A 16130-nucleotide genomic window follows, 5' to 3' on the forward strand; every position below is an offset into this window, starting at 1 on the left:
AAGCCACCAAGGAAGCGACCCCCAAGACCCCGTAAGAAGCTAACCGCCGCCCACGTCTCTCTTTCTTCTCATCTCTGCAATTGTCAAAAAACACGGCGAACGAGGTTCGACGTTCTGATGAAGCGGCATTGAACCGATCATCAAACCCAAGACACACACTGTGTTACTCTTGGAAACACCAGACTACAGAGGCGCCAATTCGAACCGAACCAGAACGCTTCGGTTCAGGCTCAGTTCCCTCCGGCGTCTCCGCCGGCTGCGGCGCCGCCGCTGTCTTCGATGGCCGTGATATAGGCGATGGGTTCCCGGACTGTCAACGACCTTTTTCGCAAAAACTTCGCAGATCCGTCATGTGGCAGCCTTCGCAACGACTTAGCTGGATTCTACGGCCGTGTTGGCGGTGAGCACGCCAACAATGGCGTGCAGGCGACGGTTCGGATCCGGCGTCTCCTCCCCGTGGCCGCCGTCTCTGACCGTCCGGGGCTGCCTCTCCCTAAGCGTCCTCACCCGATGGATCATGACGCCCTCGGCATCTGCCGCCGAACGGTGCATGGCATGTGGATGCCGCGGGGTGTTCGTTGACTTCATCCCCTTCCGGCGGGTTAATCGCCCGACGTCGTCGGCTTTGCCCGACACTCCACGGCTCCCGTCGCGATTTCGACACGAAATGCGCCGAAGGCGCGCGGGAGACGAACAAGGACGTGCATGCGCTACAAGGTCCCCTTCAAACCCGAACTCGGGAACGAGCCGGCGATCGTCGCGGACCGTCGGCGTCGTCCGGATCGGCGGCAGGTCTCGGCCCGCTGGCTGGCGGGCACGCTTTTGACGGGCCTCACCTCGAGCGCGCTGATGGGCATCGCTCTCTCGGGCGCGCTCGACGGGCATCGCAACCTCGTGACGCCCGCCGCGGCGGCGACCGGACCGGCGCCGATCGAGGACGTGTCCGAGAAGGGGACCCGTGTCTATGCGACGGCGGTTCCCATCACGCGCAGCCGGCAGACGATCGAGCTCTCCACCATGACGCGCGAGGGAGATCGCGAGGTCATCCGCACCCTCCCCTTCGCCTATGTGAGCATGGCGCTCGCAGCACGCCATCCCTCCAATGTCAGCTATCCCGCCTTCAACGCTTTGAAGGTCTTCTCGGAGGGCGAGGCGGAGGACGATGGGGCGGACGGCACGGAGGCGGCCCAGATCTACGGGGCGAGGGTGGAAAGCCAGATCAGTCTGAAGGTGGAGCCCTTCACGTTTGATCCGGCCGGGACGCAGACGTTCTTCGAGCCGAACGAGGCCGGCGACGACGAGATCGAGCGGATGGTCCATGCCGCCGCGCCGAACCTCTCCGACGAGCCGATCCAAGTCGCCTCGCTTGAACCCGTCGATCCCTCGCGGTTTTCCGAAAGCTCGGATGCCGCCGCCTACGAACCCGGTTCGGCCTTTCGCGTCATTGAGGAGAATGTCTCGATCTCGATGCCCGACAGCGAAGGGATACGATACCAGGAGGAGATCATCCCGTTCCGCGAGACCAAGCCGATCACCGGCGCGCTGGCGGACAGCGGGTACCAGGGCGTCGATGCGCTGAACGCCGCTCAGCGGCTGACCGATCTCCTCGGCACCAAGGTGCTCGACTCCGGCAACGTGATCCGCGTCGGCGCGGCGATGAACGGGGACACCTCGCGCGTCGTGCGCCTGTCGGTCTATCGCGGCGTCCAGCATATCCTGACCGTCGCGGAGACCGACGACGGTCGGTTCGAACCGGCATCGGAGCCGACCAAGAGCGCCGCCGTCAACGAAGCCTTCGACGAGAGCGCGACGGAAACACCGCGCCGCGCCGACATGCCGACCGCCTACGACGGGATCTATCAGGCCGCCCTCGCCTACGGATTGAACGAACGGCTCTGCGGACAGCTCATCCACATGCTGGCCTCGGAGGTCGACTATCAGTCGCGACTGTCGCCGAGCGATCGATTGACGGTCTTCTACTCCCTGGAAGAAGGGCAGACGGCGGCGACGGACGCGTCGGAAATCCTCTATGTCGAGGCGCGCTTCGGCAATGTATCGAAGCGCTACTATCGGTTCCGAGGGGCCAAGGACGACCGGTCCGACTATTACGACGAGGAAGGCCGCAGCTCCCGGCAGTTCCTGCTGCGCTCGCCGGTTCCCAACGGACGGTTCACCTCACCCTTCGGCACGCGCCGACATCCCGTTCTCGGCTACTCCCGGCCGCATTGGGGCGTCGACTGGGCGGCGCCGAGCGGCACGCCGATCCTCGCAGCGGGATCGGGCACCGTGGAGGAAGCCGGCTGGACCAGCGGTTACGGTCGCCAGACGCTGCTTCGACATGCCAATGGTTACGAAACCTCCTATTCGCACCAGAGCGGCATCGCCAAGGGCGTCGTCAAAGGCGCCACCGTCCGGCAAGGACAGGTCATCGGCTATGTCGGCTCGACCGGCCTCTCCACGGGCAATCACCTCCACTACGAGGTCAGCGTCAACGGGCAGAAGGTCGACCCGATGCGCATCCGCCTTCCCTCGGGCAAGGCTCTGGACGGGGAGGAGCTCGAGGTCTTCAAGCGGGAGCGGGACCGGATCGACGAACTCCTGAAGGAGCGGGCCGACGCGGCGCACGTCGCCTCGCGCTGACGCCCGTCGTTTGCTCGCTCCGGTCGCGTTCCCTCACCTTGGCTGGGCTCTCATTGCGTTCCGCGGAGGCGGGGCGTCACTTGCAGTAGGTCGCGTCGTTGCTGCGGGCGGCGATGTCGAGATGGAAATGCGTGTCATGGTCCGAGTCGGTGCCAGGGCCGAGCACCGTCTTGAAGGGCCCGCAGGCGCCGGTCCGCACCGCACCGAGAAAGCGTGCGTCCGCGCTTCCCGCGTCCTTGGTCGCGATGGAGATCTCGCGACCACTGGCGAAGACGAAGCTGCCGATGTCGATGGCGCTTCCCCTGGCATGCTCGGAAATGCCGCTTTCGCTGGCGCGGGGCCGGCAGACATAGGTCGAGGCATGGCGGAACTCGGTCAGCCGGTCGCCCGGACTGTCGGCCTTGGCGGCGGGGACCACGCTTTTCGTCATCCACGTGTCGAGAGCGAGCGCCGTGCGGCAGAGCATCTGCGTCTTCGGGGAAACCTCGATTCCCGACGAAAGTCGCTTCAACGCGAGCGGCCGAAGCACGCCGCACGCGCCCTCGCTGATCGTCTCCTCCACCGTGAAATCGGCACCACGTGCTTTCAGCTCGGCTTCGCAGGCGACCGAATCCTCGACGGCCGCGGCGGCCTCGACGGTGGCCGCGGGCGTCACCGAGGGTTCGCGCGCCTTCAGCTTCTCCGGCGCATTCGGCGCGTCCTGCGAGGGCGTCGCCCCCTCCCCGGCCGCCGGCTGGACCGGTTCCGCAACAGATCCGTCTCCTGCGGACGGCGGAGCGACGACACGGTCCGGCGCATCGGACGCGCCCGTTTCCCCGGGCGTCGGCTGCGGACGCTCGTCCGGCACCGGAATGTCCGTTACGGGAAGGTCGGCCGCCGCCGTGGGGTCCGCGGGCGCGTCGGCGGGAGCGGGCGCTTCGCCCGGCACCGGATCCGCCGCCGGGTTTTCGGGGCGCTCCTCCGGCTTGGCGGGCGTTCCACCGGACGCCGGGCCTGCCGCCTCGGCCGCCTCGGGCGGCGTCGGTCCGGCGTCCGGCCTCGCTTCGGGCAAGGGAACATCGGAGGTCGCGGCGGGCGCTTGCGCGCCCTCCACCGGCTTCTCGGGCGGTGCCGCCTGGGCTCTGCGCTCACGCTGCCGAGGTTCCGCGCGCTCCAGTGGATTGGCATCCTTCCACGGCAGGACATCCTGCGCGGCAGCGATATGCGAAAGGAGCGCCAGAGCCCCCGCCGCGCCGACGAGGGCGCGCTTCAACCCTTGAACTCCACGGTGGTCTTGCCGGGCTGAACAAGCTTTGCCAGCGCTTCGGCATCCCAGTTCGTCAGGCGGACGCAGCCGTGGCTGGCGGTCTTGTCGATCTTCGAGGGCTCGGGCGTTCCATGGATGCCGTAGGTCGGCTTGGAGAGATCGATCCACATGGAGCCGACAGGACCGTTCGGACCCGCCGGGATGGTCAGCTTCCGGGTGTTGTCGCCCTGCTGGAAGTTCTTGGACGGGTCGTACTGGTAGGTCGGCTCGGGCGCGCTGCCATTGACCTTCATCGTGCCGCTCGGCGAGGGCGTATCCTCCGAGCCGATCGTGGCGGGATCCATGAGAACGATCGCGTCGGCCTCGTCATAGGCGATCAGCTCGCCCTTCGACCTGTCGACGACGATGCGGGCGACCTTCGCCTCGGGATCGGACCCCGTGTCGGCGACGAGGATCTTCGTGCCGATCTTGGTGAAATCGGCATTGGGATTGAGGACGCGCAGGAGATCCTCGTCCATGTGGAAGCGCTCGCCGAGCATCTCGGCAGCGCCGCGATAGCCGAGCCAGTCGAGCTTGGCCATCTCGCCGTAGTCTGCCGGTATGTCCGCCACGTAGCGGCCTTCGACGTCGTCCCCGGTCAGTTCGTACAGCTTCACCGCCGGACCAGCGTCCGACGAGAGCGCCGTCCAGACCGCCTCGTCGACCGTCCCGTCCACTGGGAGGCCGCGCATTTCCTCGAAGGCGCGGACCGCTTTCTCCGTGTTTCCGCCGGAGAGACCGTCGATGACGCCAGGCGACACATGCGCGCGATCGAGGAGAACCTGAAGGCGGACGAGGAACGGATCGGGAAGCTCCTCCGCCTTCTCGGCTTCGGTCTTCTCGGCCTGCTTCTCGCTGGCCTTGGCCTCGGCCTCGGCGAGGTCGGGATTGGGGGCCTCGGGAACGTCGGTGGCTTCGAGATCGGCGTCGTTCCCCGCCTCGCCCTTCTCCTCGGTGCGAAGATCCGCCTTGGCCGCCGCTTCGGCTTCGGCCGCAGCGGCGCGTCGCGCCTCCCAGCCCGCGAGATCGGCCGTGTCGATGGCCAATTGCGAAAGGTCCGGCGGCTCGGGCGCGGCAAAGGCGGCACCGCTGGCGAGGATCAGGGCCATCGCCGTCATCAAGCGTATCGTCATCGAGCACTCCCGAACCGTCATCGGGGACATGAACGCTCGAGATCGACGCCGGCTCCCGCGAAACGGCGGGGCCATGCGAACTATTCCAGAAACTCGACCGTGACGCCGGGCTTCACGAGCTTGGCGAGTTCCTGCGCGTCGAAATTGGCGAGGCGGACGCAGCCGTGGCTGTTGGTCTTGCCGATCTTGGAGGGCTCCGGCGTGCCATGAATGCCGTAGGTCGGCTTCGACAGAGCGATCCAGATCGTGCCGACCGGGCCGTTCGGGCCGGGCGGGATCGTGAGAATCGACTTGTTGGAGCCTTGCGTGAAGTTGATCTTCGGATTGTAGGTGTAGTTCGGGTCGAAGGCGATGCGGCTGACCTGGACCGTGCCGCTCGGCGAAGGCGTGTCGGAGGAGCCGATCGTGGACGGATAGGCCGCGACGAGCCGGCCGGCGGCATCGTAGGCACGGACCTGCTCGCGCCCCTTGTCCGCGACGATCCGTGCCACCGGCTCCTTCACGGTCTCGCCGACATTCATCACCTTGATGACGGTGCCAGGCCGATTGAAGTCGGCACCGGGATTGATCGACTTCAGATACTCCTCGTCCATGTGGAACCGCTCGCCGAGCATCTCCGTCACGCGGGTGTAGGACATGGCCGGCAGCTTGGCCTTTTCCGCATAATCGTCCGGAACCGACGCGAGATAGGGGCCGCCGACATCCTTCTCGGTGATCTCGTAGGACATGATCGCGGGGCCGCCGGACTCGTCGAGCTGTTCGGCCAGCGATTGCGCGTCGGTCGCGTCGAGCTGCGTGCCGAACTTCTCCTCGTAGGCGGCCACCGCCTTGTTGACGTTGGAGCCCATGCGCCCGTCGATGACGCCCGGCGAGATGCCGGCGCGATCGAGCAGCACCTGAAGGGCCGCGATCTGGATCGAGGCGTTCTTGCCCTTGGGCCCGACGATGGCGGGCGCGGGATCGGATTCGGGCGCCGTCGTCTCGCCGGGAAAGATCGGCGCGGTGCCGCGATCGGCAGGAAGGCCGCCGGGATCGGTTGCATCGGGAAGCGCCGCGGACCGGTCCGATGCGGAAAATCCGTCCTCGTAGAGCGGATCGGGAAGAGGCGCGGATTCGATCGGGCCGTCGGCATAGGGATCGGCCGAGCGACGGCCGCCGACGGGACCTTCCAGGATGAGGGCATCGGGTTCACCGGGATTGGCGAGGACGACCTCGCCGTTCCGATCGGCCGGGCGTCGGCGTTCGTCGAACGACCGGCGACGCGGACGCTCGACGGAGATGATGCGCCCCTCGCCATCCACCGTGACGGTGCGGCCGTATTCGTCGACGAAGGTCTGCGTGCGTCCGGCCCCGTCGTAGAAGGGATCGTCGGACGGATCGTAGAATTGTGCGAGGCGCAGGTGGTCATCCGAGGCCGGAGCCGGCGTCGGTGCCATCGAATCCTGCGCGTTCGCCGCCGCGAAGCTCGGTGTGCCGAGCCCGGACAGGGCCAGAAGGGCGACCATCGCTGACTTCATCTCAACTCACTCCACGCGGGGGCGCCGCTCCTGCCGTGACCGACACCGACCCGAACCTCGGCAGGGCGCGGGCGCTGTCCGGACGACGGCATGGTTAGCCATTGTAGAATGAACACGTCATGAAGATGGCCGGGACCTGTCGTCGGCTTCTCGCGTCCCCCCACCTGCAAGCTTCGGGCAAGGCGGAGGTTTTGCCCGGCGTCAGGCCACCTGCCCCGCGCACCAGCCGGACGACCAGGCCCATTGAAAATTGTAGCCGCCGAGCCAGCCGGTGACGTCGACGACCTCGCCGATGAAGTAGAGGCCGGGAACGGAGCGGGCTTCGAGGGTCCGGCCATCGAGATCGCGCGTGTCGACGCCGCCCAGCGTCACCTCGGCCGTGCGATAGCCTTCCGAACCCGCCGGCCGGAACCGCCAGTCGGAGACGGCGGCGACGACCGCTTCCAGCTGGCGGTCGGAATGTTCGGCGAGCGTGCGGGCCGAAGCCGCGCCGGCCGCCCGCTCCGCCACCGTCTGCGCCAGACGCTTCGGCAAAATGCCGGTCAGGGCGGTCTGAACGGCCTGACGGCCGTTCGAAGCGCGCGCCGTCTTCAACACGCCCATCACATCGACATCGGGCCGCAGGCGGACCGCGATCTCGCCGCCTTCGCGCCAGTAGGAGGAAATCTGCAGCATGGCGGGACCGGACAGGCCGCGATGGGTGAAGAGAAGCGCCTCGGGGAAGCGGGTCTTGCCGCTGGCGACCTCCGCGTCCACCGCGATTCCGGCGAGCGGCGCCAGGGCCTCGAGACTGTTCGGATCGAGCGTCAGCGGCACGAGCGCCGGGCGCGTCTCGACGAGGCGAAGGCCGAACTGGCGGGCGATGTCGTAGCCGATTCCGGTCGCACCCATTTTCGGGATCGACTTGCCGCCGGTCGCGATCACGAGGGACCGGCAGGCGACGGTGCCGTCCCGCCCTCCCGACAGGGCGACGCGAAAGCCGCCGTCCGCGCCCTCGACCGCTTCGATGCGCGTTTGCAGCGACAGTTCGGCACCGGCAGCGGCCATTTCCGACAGCAGCATCGCGACGATCTCCTTGGAGGAGCCGTCGCAGAAGAGCTGGCCGAGCGTCTTCTCGTGATAGGCGATGCCGTGACGCTCGACGAGGTCCACGAAGTCGGCCGCGGAATATCGCTTCAAAGCGGAAATGCAGAAGGCCGGGTTTTCCGACAGGAATTCCTTGGGGCTGGCCCCGGTATTGGTGAAATTGCACCGACCGCCGCCGGAAATGCGGATCTTCTCGCCGGCCGCGCGTGCATGATCGACGACGAGAACGCTTCGCCCCCTGCGGCCGGCCTCGGCCGCCGCCATCATGCCGGCGGCGCCCGCGCCGAGAACCATGACATCGAAGCTCTTCACGTCGCGCCGCACCCCGTCCGGCGCCTCGCGCCCCTGTTTCGAGGACCTACAGCATCGACCGGCAAACCGGAACGGATTTTGGGGTCGCCGTCAGATCACCGACAGGCGCTGCTTGCGCTGCGGCGGCGGAAAGGCCGCGTCGAGCTCGTGGCAATCCTGCTGCGTCAGCTCGATGGCGACGGCCTTGGCGTTCTCCAGGACATGGGCGACGGTGCCGGCCTTGGGAATCGCGATCATCTCGTCGCCTTCGAGCGCGAAGGCGAGCGCGATCTGGGCCGGCGTCGCATGATGGCGGCGCGCGATGCGCTCCAGAGCGGGATGGCGCAGGAGCGCACCGCCCTGCCCGACGGGCGAATAGGCCATGGCGGGGATGCCGCGATCGGAGAGAAACGGCAAAAGATCGAATTCGGTGCCGCGCTCGTCCGGATTGTAGAGGATCTGGTTGGTGGCGCAACGCTCGCCGCCGGGCAAGGCGAGAAGCTCCTCCATGTCCTCGGTGTCGAAATTCGACACGCCCCAGGCTCGGATCTTGCCGGCCTCCACGAGACGTTCGAAGCCCTCCACCGTCTCCTCCAGTGCATAGGGGCCCCGCCAGTGAAGAAGGTACAGATCGAGCCGATCGGTGCCGAGTCGCTTCAGCGAGGCTTCGCACGCCTTCACCGTTCCCGTTCGGCTGGCATGCGACGGCGCCACTTTGGAAACGAGATAGGCTTCCTCGCGCCGCCCGGCCAACGCTTCGCCGACCAGCGTCTCCGAGGCGCCGTCGGCATAGATCTCGGCGGTGTCGATCAGCCGCATGCCCGCGTCGAGGCCGGCGCGAAGCGCGGCGATCTCCTCGCCCCGCGATGCCGGGCGCTCGGCCATCATCCAGGTGCCCTGGCCGAGCGCCGAGACCTCGGTTCCATCCGGCAGCGTCACCATCCTCATGTCGCCCGTCCTCCCGATCGTCGCGCCGGAATTGCGCCCCCCTCGTGTTCCCTCGATCGGAACAGGCGGCTCCGGACATCGTTGTGTCATCAGATCCAGACCTTATCCTACAAGGAGATCAAGGCCATGTCCTCCACCCTTGGAACACACGAAATGGCTGGCGCCGAGGTATCGGTCGACAATATCGAGGCGAGCCGCGTCAGTGGCACCAGCGTCTACGATACGCAGGGCGAGAAGCTCGGCTCGATCGACGACGTCGTGCTCGGCAAGCGGGACGGACGCGTCAAATACGCGATCCTCTCCTTCGGCGGCTTTCTCGGAATTGGGGAGGAGCACTATCCCCTGCCGTGGGACGCTCTGAAATACGACGAGCGCCAGGGCGGCTATGTCGTCGGCATCCCGATCGAGCAGCTGAAGGGTGCGCCGAGCTATGCGCGCTCCTCGACTTCGGCCTGGGACGATCCGGCCTATGGACGCGGCATCGACGATTATTACGGCGTGCGGCCCGTCATCTGAACGGCTCGCAGATCGAACGAAGAAAGGGCGGCCCCGTCGGAGCCGCCCTTTTTCATGTTGCCCGATCCGGCTCTATCAGGCCGCGACGCGATCGCCGACCGCGTCGGCCTTGGAGCCGACGACGTGGAAGATGAGCCGGTCGTTGCCGGCCGTGATCTTGACGCGGGACTCGTCGCGCACCTCGCCGAGCAGGATCTTCTCGGCCAGCGGGTCCTGCACCTCGCGCTGGATGACGCGCTTCAAGGGGCGCGCGCCATAGGCGGGATCGTAGCCGCGCTGAGCGAGCCAGGTCTTGGCGCTCTCGTCGAGTTCCAGCACGATCTTGCGCTCGGTCAGGAGGGTTTCGAGTCGCTTCATCTGGATGTCCACGATCGCACCCATCTCCGACCGACGCAGACGGTGGAAGAGAATGGTCTCGTCGACGCGGTTCAGGAATTCCGGCCGGAACGAGGCGCGCAGCAGATCCATGACCTGCGGGCGCACGACATCGACATCCTGCTCGTCCGTCAGCGTGGTCAGATATTCCGCGCCGATGTTGGACGTCATGATGATCAGCGTGTTGCGGAAATCGACCGTGCGCCCCTGCCCGTCCGTCAACCGTCCGTCGTCGAGCACCTGCAGGAGGATGTTGAAGACGTCGGGATGTGCCTTCTCGATCTCGTCGAACAGAACGACCTGGTAGGGACGGCGGCGAACCGCCTCGGTCAGCGTGCCGCCCTCCTCGTAGCCGACATAGCCGGGAGGTGCTCCGATCAAGCGAGACACGGAGTGCTTTTCCATGAATTCCGACATGTCGAGCCGCACCATCGCGGTCTCCTCGTCGAAGAGGAAGCCCGCCAAGGCCTTGGCCAGTTCGGTCTTGCCGACGCCGGTCGGTCCGAGGAAGATGAAGGAGCCGATCGGACGGTTCGGATCCTGAAGACCGGCGCGCGAGCGGCGGACGGCGCGCGAGACCGCCTGGACCGCCTCGCCCTGGCCGACCACACGTTTGCCGATCGCATCCTCCATGCGCAGGAGCTTGTCGCGCTCGCCCTCCAACATCCGATCCATCGGAATGCCGGTCCAGCGGGACACGACCTGGGCGATATGATCGGGGGTCACGGTCTCCTCGACCATAGTCGCCGAACCACCCTCCTCCTTGGCTTCCGCCTCCTTCAACTCGCGCTCCAGGCCCGGGATCTCGCCATAGGCCAGTTCGCCCGCGCGCTGGAATTCGCCCTTGCGCTGGGCGATGGCGAGTTCGTTGCGCGCCTCGTCGAGCCGCTTCTTCAGGTCCGCGGCGCGGCCGAGCTTCGACTTCTCCGCCTGCCAGGCCTGCGTGATGCGATCGGATTCCTCCTCCAGATTGGCGAGCTCGCCTTCGAGCCGCGTCAGGCGCGAGCGCGACGCATCGTCGTTTTCACGCTTCAGCGCCTCGCGCTCGATCTTCAGCTGGAGAATGCGCCGGTCGACCTCGTCCAGGGCCTCGGGCTTGGAGTCCACCGCCATGCGAAGCCGCGCCGCGCCCTCGTCGATCAGGTCGATCGCCTTGTCCGGCAGGAAGCGGTCGGTGATGTAGCGGTTGGACAGGGTCGCAGCCGCCACCAGGGCCGAGTCCGAAATGCGGACCTGATGGTGCTGCTCGTACTTCTCCTTCAGTCCGCGCAGGATCGAGATCGTGTCCTCGACGGAGGGCTCCGACACGAAGACGGGCTGGAAGCGCCGGGCGAGCGCGGGGTCCTTCTCCACATGCTTGCGGTATTCGTCGAGCGTCGTCGCGCCGACGCAATGCAGCTCGCCGCGCGCCAGGGCGGGTTTGAGGAGGTTCGAGGCGTCCATCGCCCCGTCCGCCTTGCCCGCGCCGACCAGCGTGTGCATCTCGTCGATGAAGAGGATGACCTGTCCCGCCGCCGAGGTGACTTCGGAAAGAATGGCCTTCAGCCGCTCCTCGAACTCGCCCCGATACTTCGCGCCGGCGATCAGCGCGCCCATGTCGAGCGCCATCAGGCGCTTGTCGCGCAGCGATTCCGGCACATCGCCGTTGACGATGCGCAGCGCCAGGCCTTCCGCGATGGCGGTCTTGCCGACGCCGGGCTCGCCGATGAGGACGGGATTGTTCTTGGTGCGGCGCGAGAGAACCTGGATCGTGCGGCGGATCTCGTCGTCGCGGCCGATGACCGGATCGAGCTTGCCGTCGCGGGCGTCGGCCGTGAGATCGCGGGCGTATTTCTTCAGCGCGTCGTAGGCCTGCTCGGCCGACGCGGAGTCCGCGGTTCGGCCCTTGCGGATCTCGTTGATCGCCGCGTTCAGCCCGTTGGCGGTGACGCCAGCCTTTTCCAGCAGCTGCGCGGTCTTGGCAGATTTCTCGATGCACAGCGCGAGCAGCAGCCGCTCCACCGTGACGAAGCTGTCGCCGGCCTTCTTGGCGATCTCCTCGGCCGTCGCGAGCACCTTGGCGAGGGGCTGCGAGACGTACATCTGCGCATTGCCGCCGGACACTTTGGGAAGTGCGTTCAAGGCACCGTCCACCGCAAGACGCACGTCGGCGACGCGGCCGCCCGCCTTCTCGATCAGGCCGGCCGCCATGCCCTCGGGATCGTCGACGAGGACCTTCAGAAGATGTTCGGGCACGACCTGCTGATGGTCGCGGGTGAGCGCTGCGGTCTGCGCGGCCTGGATGAAGCCGCGGGCGCGCTCGGTGAAGGATTCGATGTTCATACCAGTCTCCTTTAGCCGATCCCCCCGACCCGGCGGCAGGGACCGTTCAACGTTGGAGCTCCGGCTCCCGATCCTCGGCGAGCCGCTCTGGAGGGAATATGGGGGCGGCAAATGCCGGCGATAAGATCCCGCAACACGCCGCGCCCGCGCTTTTTCACGGATCCGTCATCGGTGCGAACGGCGCGGTCGATCGCCGTCCTCCAAACGAAAGCGAGCGCCGGATCTCTCCGACGCTCGCTCTTCCGTCTTCGTCTCGTTCGCTCAGCCGTTGGAGGCCATCAGGAAGGCCGGCAGATGTTCGCCGCCGTCCTCGCCGCCCTCGTCCTCGGTCTTCTTCTTGCGCGGACGACCGGGCCGGCGCTTGGCCTTGACCTCGCCCTCCGGCGCATCGCCGCCGGCCGTCTGCGACGGCGTGGCGCTGTCGCCGACCGGAGCCTCGACATTCGAGGCGGCAGCGGGCGAGGCTGCGGGAGTGGACGTCATCGCATCGGCGGGCGTCGCATCGGACGATCCCCGCCCGCTATCCGACGCCTCGGACGAGGCGGACACCGCATCGCCGTCCTCGGCGCGGACGCGGCGCGGACGACCCCGGCGACGCGGCTCGCCGTCGGCGCGAACCGGCATGTCGGCGCCGCTCTCCGACGAAGCCGGAGCGTTCACCAAGTCGGCCGCGGCGGCGTCGGCATTCGACATGTCGGCGCGCGGAGCGGAAGGCTGATCGGCTTCGAAGCTCGGGCCTGCCGGCGGCAGGCCGACGAAAGGCTGCGGGCCGAGGCCCGACGGCACGGCCGGCTGCGCCTCGCGCGCATCCCGGTTTTCGGCGCGGTTTTCGCCGCGGTTCTCGCGATTGTCCCGGAACTCGCGCTGCCCGCGACCCTCCCGGTTTTCCCGGTTGAACTCGCGATTGCCGCGATTTTCGCGGTTCTGACCCTCGCGCGGTGCACCGTCGCGATTCTGGCCCTGATTGGGATGTCCGCTCTCGCGGTTCTGGACATCGCGGTTCTGGACATCGCGATTTTGCCCGTCCCGATTTTGACCTTCGCGATTCTGATCGCGATTGTCGCGATTGTAGAACTCGCGATTGCCGTCGCGATTGCCGCGGTCGCGGTTTTCGCGCTGGCGATTCTCACCCTGTGCGTTCTCGCGGTTGCCGTCGCGCTGATACGAGTCGCGCTGGCCGTTCTCACGCTGGCCATTCTCGCGCTGGCCGTCGCGCTGACCTTCGCGGTTGTCGCGCATCTGGGGCTGCGGCGCATCGGGTTGGGCGACGCCGTTCTGAACGGAATCGTCGAAGATCTCTTCGCCGTCCTCGTCATATTCGACCTCGCGCTCGTCGCGCTGAACCTGGAAGGATCCTTGCGCTGCCGCGACGATGCGGCCGTAATGTTCGGCGTGTTGAAGATAGTTCTCAGCCATGACGCGGTCGCCGGACGCCGAAGCGTCGCGCGCCAGAGTGAGGTATTTCTCCGCGATGTGTTGCGCGGTACCCCTGATCTTCACATCCGGCCCGTTGGACTCGTAGCTCCGCGACAGCGGGTTGGGGCCCTTGCGGCCGCGTCCACGCATGCGTTGCTTGTTCTGCTGCTGCCCTGGCCTCATGGTCTTCCTGTCTTTGGATGTCCGGCTGCCAGCCGGGTGGGCCCCTCATGGCGGAGGACGAAGCATCGCTCCGCGCGGTCCGGCTCGCGCCCAACGCGCAGCCGCGATCGAAAATTCGCTGTCGCCTCAGCGCCGTTGGTTCAGCTCAGCGATCCCGATTGCTGGAGTCACGTTCGGCCGGCGAGCCAATTCGAGCATCCCACCTTCCGGCAGCGTCCCTGGCGGCCGGGCCCGGAGGGATGTTCCCCCTCGATCATTCCGTGACAAAGCAAATCTAGAGGCTCCAACGGCTTGTAACAAGCCCTTTCTGAAGCCATCCCCCGAATGTCTCGTCTTTATCGCCGACGAACGCGACGTCAGATGGTCCGGCGAAAGGCCAGCGCCCGCTCGATGCCGCCGAGATCTCGTGCTGATGCGACAAGGCCGAGGCCCTGCCGTCGAAAACACTCCTCCACGTCGCTTGCCTGACCCTGACCGATTTCGACGAGAAGATCCCCGTCGCGATGCAGCAATCGCGCGCCGTCACCGGCGATGCGACGGTAGGCGTCCAATCCGTCCGCGCCGCCGTCCAGCGCCCGGCGCGGATCGAAGTCGCGCACGTCGCCGGACAGCCGCGCGATCTCGGCCGAGGGAATATAGGGGGGATTGGAGACGATGAGGTCGAGCGGTTCGTCCAAGGCGCTCGCATAATCCGACAGGAGCGGACGGAACCGGGCGGCGACGCCTGCGCTCGCGGCGTTGCGCGCGGCGGTCTCGAGAGCGCCCGGCGAAATGTCCACCGCGATGGCGTCCGCCTGCGGATAGAGCGCGAGGAGCGTGACCGCGATGGCGCCCGTGCCCGTGCCGAGATCGGCAAAGCGGCAGGAGCCGTGCGCCGCGATGTGGCGCTCGAAGGCGGGGCGGCAGAGATCGACCAGCGCCTCCGTGTCGGGCCGTGGCTCCAGCGTGTCCGGCGAGAGTTCGAACACGTGGTCGTAGAAGGCCCGTCGCCCCAGAATTCGGTGCGTCGGCTCGCCGCCGAGGCGCCGCTCGACGCGCGCTTCGACGAGGGCCGAAAGCTCGGCGTCTGCCGGATCGCCGCCGCGCAGGATCAATCCGGCCGCGTCGAGACCGGCCGCATCGCCGATGAGAAGGCGCGCGTCGAGATCCCCACCCTCGATGCCGGAGAGCCGATGGCGCGCTTGGCGGAGAAGATCGGCGAGCGTTCGAACCGTTTCAGTCATCGCCGCCGACGGAAGCGAGAAGGCTCGCCTGGTGGTCGGCGATCAGGGCCTCGACGAGTTCGTCGAGATCCCCCTCGATGATCCGGTCGAGCTTGTAGAGCGTCAGGTTGATCCGGTGGTCCGTGACACGGCCCTGCGGGAAATTGTAGGTGCGGATCCGCTCGGACCGGTCGCCGGATCCGACCTGGCTGCGCCGCGACTCCGATCGCTCGGCATCGGCCGCCGCGCGCTCCATATCGAAGAGCCGGGCGCGCAGGACCTGCATCGCGCGCGCGCGGTTCTGGTGCTGCGACTTCTCGGCGGAAACGACCATGATGCCGGTCGGCAGATGCGTGATGCGAACCGCGGAATCCGTCGTGTTGACGTGCTGGCCGCCGGAGCCCGAGGCGCGCATCGTGTCGATGCGGATATCCTCGGCGCGGATGTCGATGTCGATCTCCTCGGCCTCGGGCAGCACGGCGACGGTCGCGGCCGAGGTGTGGATGCGCCCGCCCGATTCCGTTTCCGGCACGCGCTGCACGCGGTGGACGCCGGATTCGAACTTCAGCCGCGAGAAGACGCCGCGTCCGTTCACCGAGGCGACGACCTCCTTGTAGCCGCCGACTTCGCCCTCGCTCGCCGAAAGCAGTTCGACCTTCCAGCCCCGCGTCTCGGCATAGCGCTGGTACATGCGGAAGAGATCGCCGGCGAAGAGACCGGCCTCGGAACCGCCGGTGCCGGCACGGATTTCGAGAATGGCGCTTTTCTCGTCCGCCATGTCCTTGGGCAGGAGAAGGAGGCGGATCTCGCCGCCGAGCGCGTCGATCCGGTCCTTGAGATCGGCCATCTCGCCCTCCGCCAATTCGCGCATCTCGCGGTCGGCGCCGGGATCCTCGGCCATGGCGCGGGCGTCGGCGAGTTCGGCCTCGGCGGCGCGAAGACGCGCGATCGCCGAGACGATCGATTCCAGGCCGGCATATTCGCTGGCGATCCGGGCAAAGGTCTCGCGATCCCCGCCCTTGGCCATCTCGGCCTCGAGATAGGCATGGCGGCGGACGATCTCGTTCATCGTGTCGTTGGGCAGGCTCGGCATGGCGTCCTAAGGAGCTGACGAAAACGGCGCTCGCGCGACGGAGGCATCGCCGCGCACGCCCGAAGGCGCCGCGGCCGGGCGAAGAGCATGAACCCGCTCGCCGAGGGTTCCGCCGGAGATGAG

General features: G+C 67.2%; 11 protein-coding genes. 2 read left to right on the forward strand and 9 right to left on the reverse strand.

What is annotated here, in order from left to right:
- Positions 1-705 precede the first annotated feature (705 nt).
- Positions 706-2640 (forward strand): M23 family metallopeptidase, encoded by a 1935-nt coding sequence (locus tag ASG43_RS17690; RefSeq protein WP_056507932.1) that lies wholly within the window; start codon positions 706-708, stop codon positions 2638-2640.
- A 76-nt stretch (positions 2641-2716) separates the two neighbouring features.
- On the opposite strand, the gene ASG43_RS17695 is transcribed toward ASG43_RS17690, so the two are convergent.
- The 5 genes from ASG43_RS17695 to ASG43_RS17715 form a co-directional block, all read right to left on the reverse strand.
- A complete protein-coding gene (locus ASG43_RS17695) occupies positions 2717-3892 on the reverse strand; it encodes an extensin family protein (RefSeq protein WP_056507934.1) in 1176 nt (391 codons plus the stop codon).
- On the reverse strand, positions 3889-5058 hold the full coding sequence (locus ASG43_RS17700; RefSeq protein WP_244488150.1) for a L,D-transpeptidase: 1170 nt from the start codon (positions 5056-5058) through the stop codon (positions 3889-3891). Before ASG43_RS17700 ends, ASG43_RS17695 begins: the two co-directional genes overlap by 4 nt.
- Before the next feature lie 80 nt (positions 5059-5138).
- Positions 5139-6575, reverse strand: coding sequence for a L,D-transpeptidase (locus ASG43_RS17705; RefSeq protein ID WP_082491029.1), 1437 nt, complete (start codon positions 6573-6575; stop codon positions 5139-5141).
- Between the two features lie 201 nt (positions 6576-6776).
- Positions 6777-7973, reverse strand: a complete 1197-nt coding sequence (locus tag ASG43_RS17710; RefSeq protein WP_056508381.1) for an NAD(P)/FAD-dependent oxidoreductase — start codon at positions 7971-7973, stop codon at positions 6777-6779.
- 90 nt (positions 7974-8063) lie between these two features.
- A complete protein-coding gene (locus ASG43_RS17715; RefSeq protein WP_056507936.1) occupies positions 8064-8900 on the reverse strand; it encodes an aldo/keto reductase in 837 nt (278 codons plus the stop codon).
- Between the two features lie 126 nt (positions 8901-9026).
- Here ASG43_RS17715 and ASG43_RS17720 point away from each other — a divergent pair, with 126 nt between their 5' ends.
- On the forward strand, positions 9027-9416 hold the full coding sequence (locus ASG43_RS17720; protein ID WP_244488151.1) for a PRC-barrel domain-containing protein: 390 nt from the start codon (positions 9027-9029) through the stop codon (positions 9414-9416).
- A gap of 75 nt (positions 9417-9491) precedes the next feature.
- Here the strand turns inward: ASG43_RS17720 and clpB are convergent, their stop codons facing one another.
- The 4 genes from clpB to prfA form a co-directional block, all read right to left on the reverse strand.
- Complete coding sequence (gene clpB / locus ASG43_RS17725; RefSeq protein WP_056507940.1) at positions 9492-12113, reverse strand: ATP-dependent chaperone ClpB; 2622 nt, start codon at positions 12111-12113, stop codon at positions 9492-9494.
- Between the two features lie 261 nt (positions 12114-12374).
- Positions 12375-13712: a DUF4167 domain-containing protein gene (locus tag ASG43_RS17730; RefSeq protein ID WP_082491030.1), complete on the reverse strand. Its 1338-nt coding sequence runs from the start codon at positions 13710-13712 to the stop codon at positions 12375-12377.
- Between the two features lie 356 nt (positions 13713-14068).
- On the reverse strand, positions 14069-14935 hold the full coding sequence (gene prmC, locus ASG43_RS17735) for a peptide chain release factor N(5)-glutamine methyltransferase (RefSeq protein WP_056507944.1): 867 nt from the start codon (positions 14933-14935) through the stop codon (positions 14069-14071).
- Positions 14928-16007, reverse strand: coding sequence for a peptide chain release factor 1 (gene prfA / locus ASG43_RS17740; RefSeq protein WP_056507945.1), 1080 nt, complete (start codon positions 16005-16007; stop codon positions 14928-14930). The genes prmC and prfA overlap by 8 nt, the downstream gene beginning before the upstream one ends.
- Positions 16008-16130 lie beyond the last annotated feature (123 nt).

Origin of the sequence: Aureimonas sp. Leaf454, assembly GCF_001424685.1 — a bacterium.
Classification (GTDB): domain Bacteria; phylum Pseudomonadota; class Alphaproteobacteria; order Rhizobiales; family Rhizobiaceae; genus Plantimonas.

What these genes read in the sequence shown, in the direction of transcription:
- prfA (WP_056507945.1), bottom strand. Translation starts at nt 16,007, where the DNA reads ATGCCGAGCCTGCCCAACGACACGATGAACGAGATCGTCCGCCGCCAT.
- clpB (WP_056507940.1), bottom strand. Translation starts at nt 12,113, where the DNA reads ATGAACATCGAATCCTTCACCGAGCGCGCCCGCGGCTTCATCCAGGCC.
- ASG43_RS17700 (WP_244488150.1), bottom strand. Translation starts at nt 5,058, where the DNA reads ATGACGATACGCTTGATGACGGCGATGGCCCTGATCCTCGCCAGCGGT.
- prmC (WP_056507944.1), bottom strand. Translation starts at nt 14,935, where the DNA reads ATGACTGAAACGGTTCGAACGCTCGCCGATCTTCTCCGCCAAGCGCGC.
- ASG43_RS17715 (WP_056507936.1), bottom strand. Translation starts at nt 8,900, where the DNA reads ATGAGGATGGTGACGCTGCCGGATGGAACCGAGGTCTCGGCGCTCGGC.
- ASG43_RS17720 (WP_244488151.1), top strand. Translation starts at nt 9,027, where the DNA reads ATGTCCTCCACCCTTGGAACACACGAAATGGCTGGCGCCGAGGTATCG.
- ASG43_RS17730 (WP_082491030.1), bottom strand. Translation starts at nt 13,712, where the DNA reads ATGAGGCCAGGGCAGCAGCAGAACAAGCAACGCATGCGTGGACGCGGC.
- ASG43_RS17705 (WP_082491029.1), bottom strand. Translation starts at nt 6,575, where the DNA reads ATGAAGTCAGCGATGGTCGCCCTTCTGGCCCTGTCCGGGCTCGGCACA.
- ASG43_RS17690 (WP_056507932.1), top strand. Translation starts at nt 706, where the DNA reads ATGCGCTACAAGGTCCCCTTCAAACCCGAACTCGGGAACGAGCCGGCG.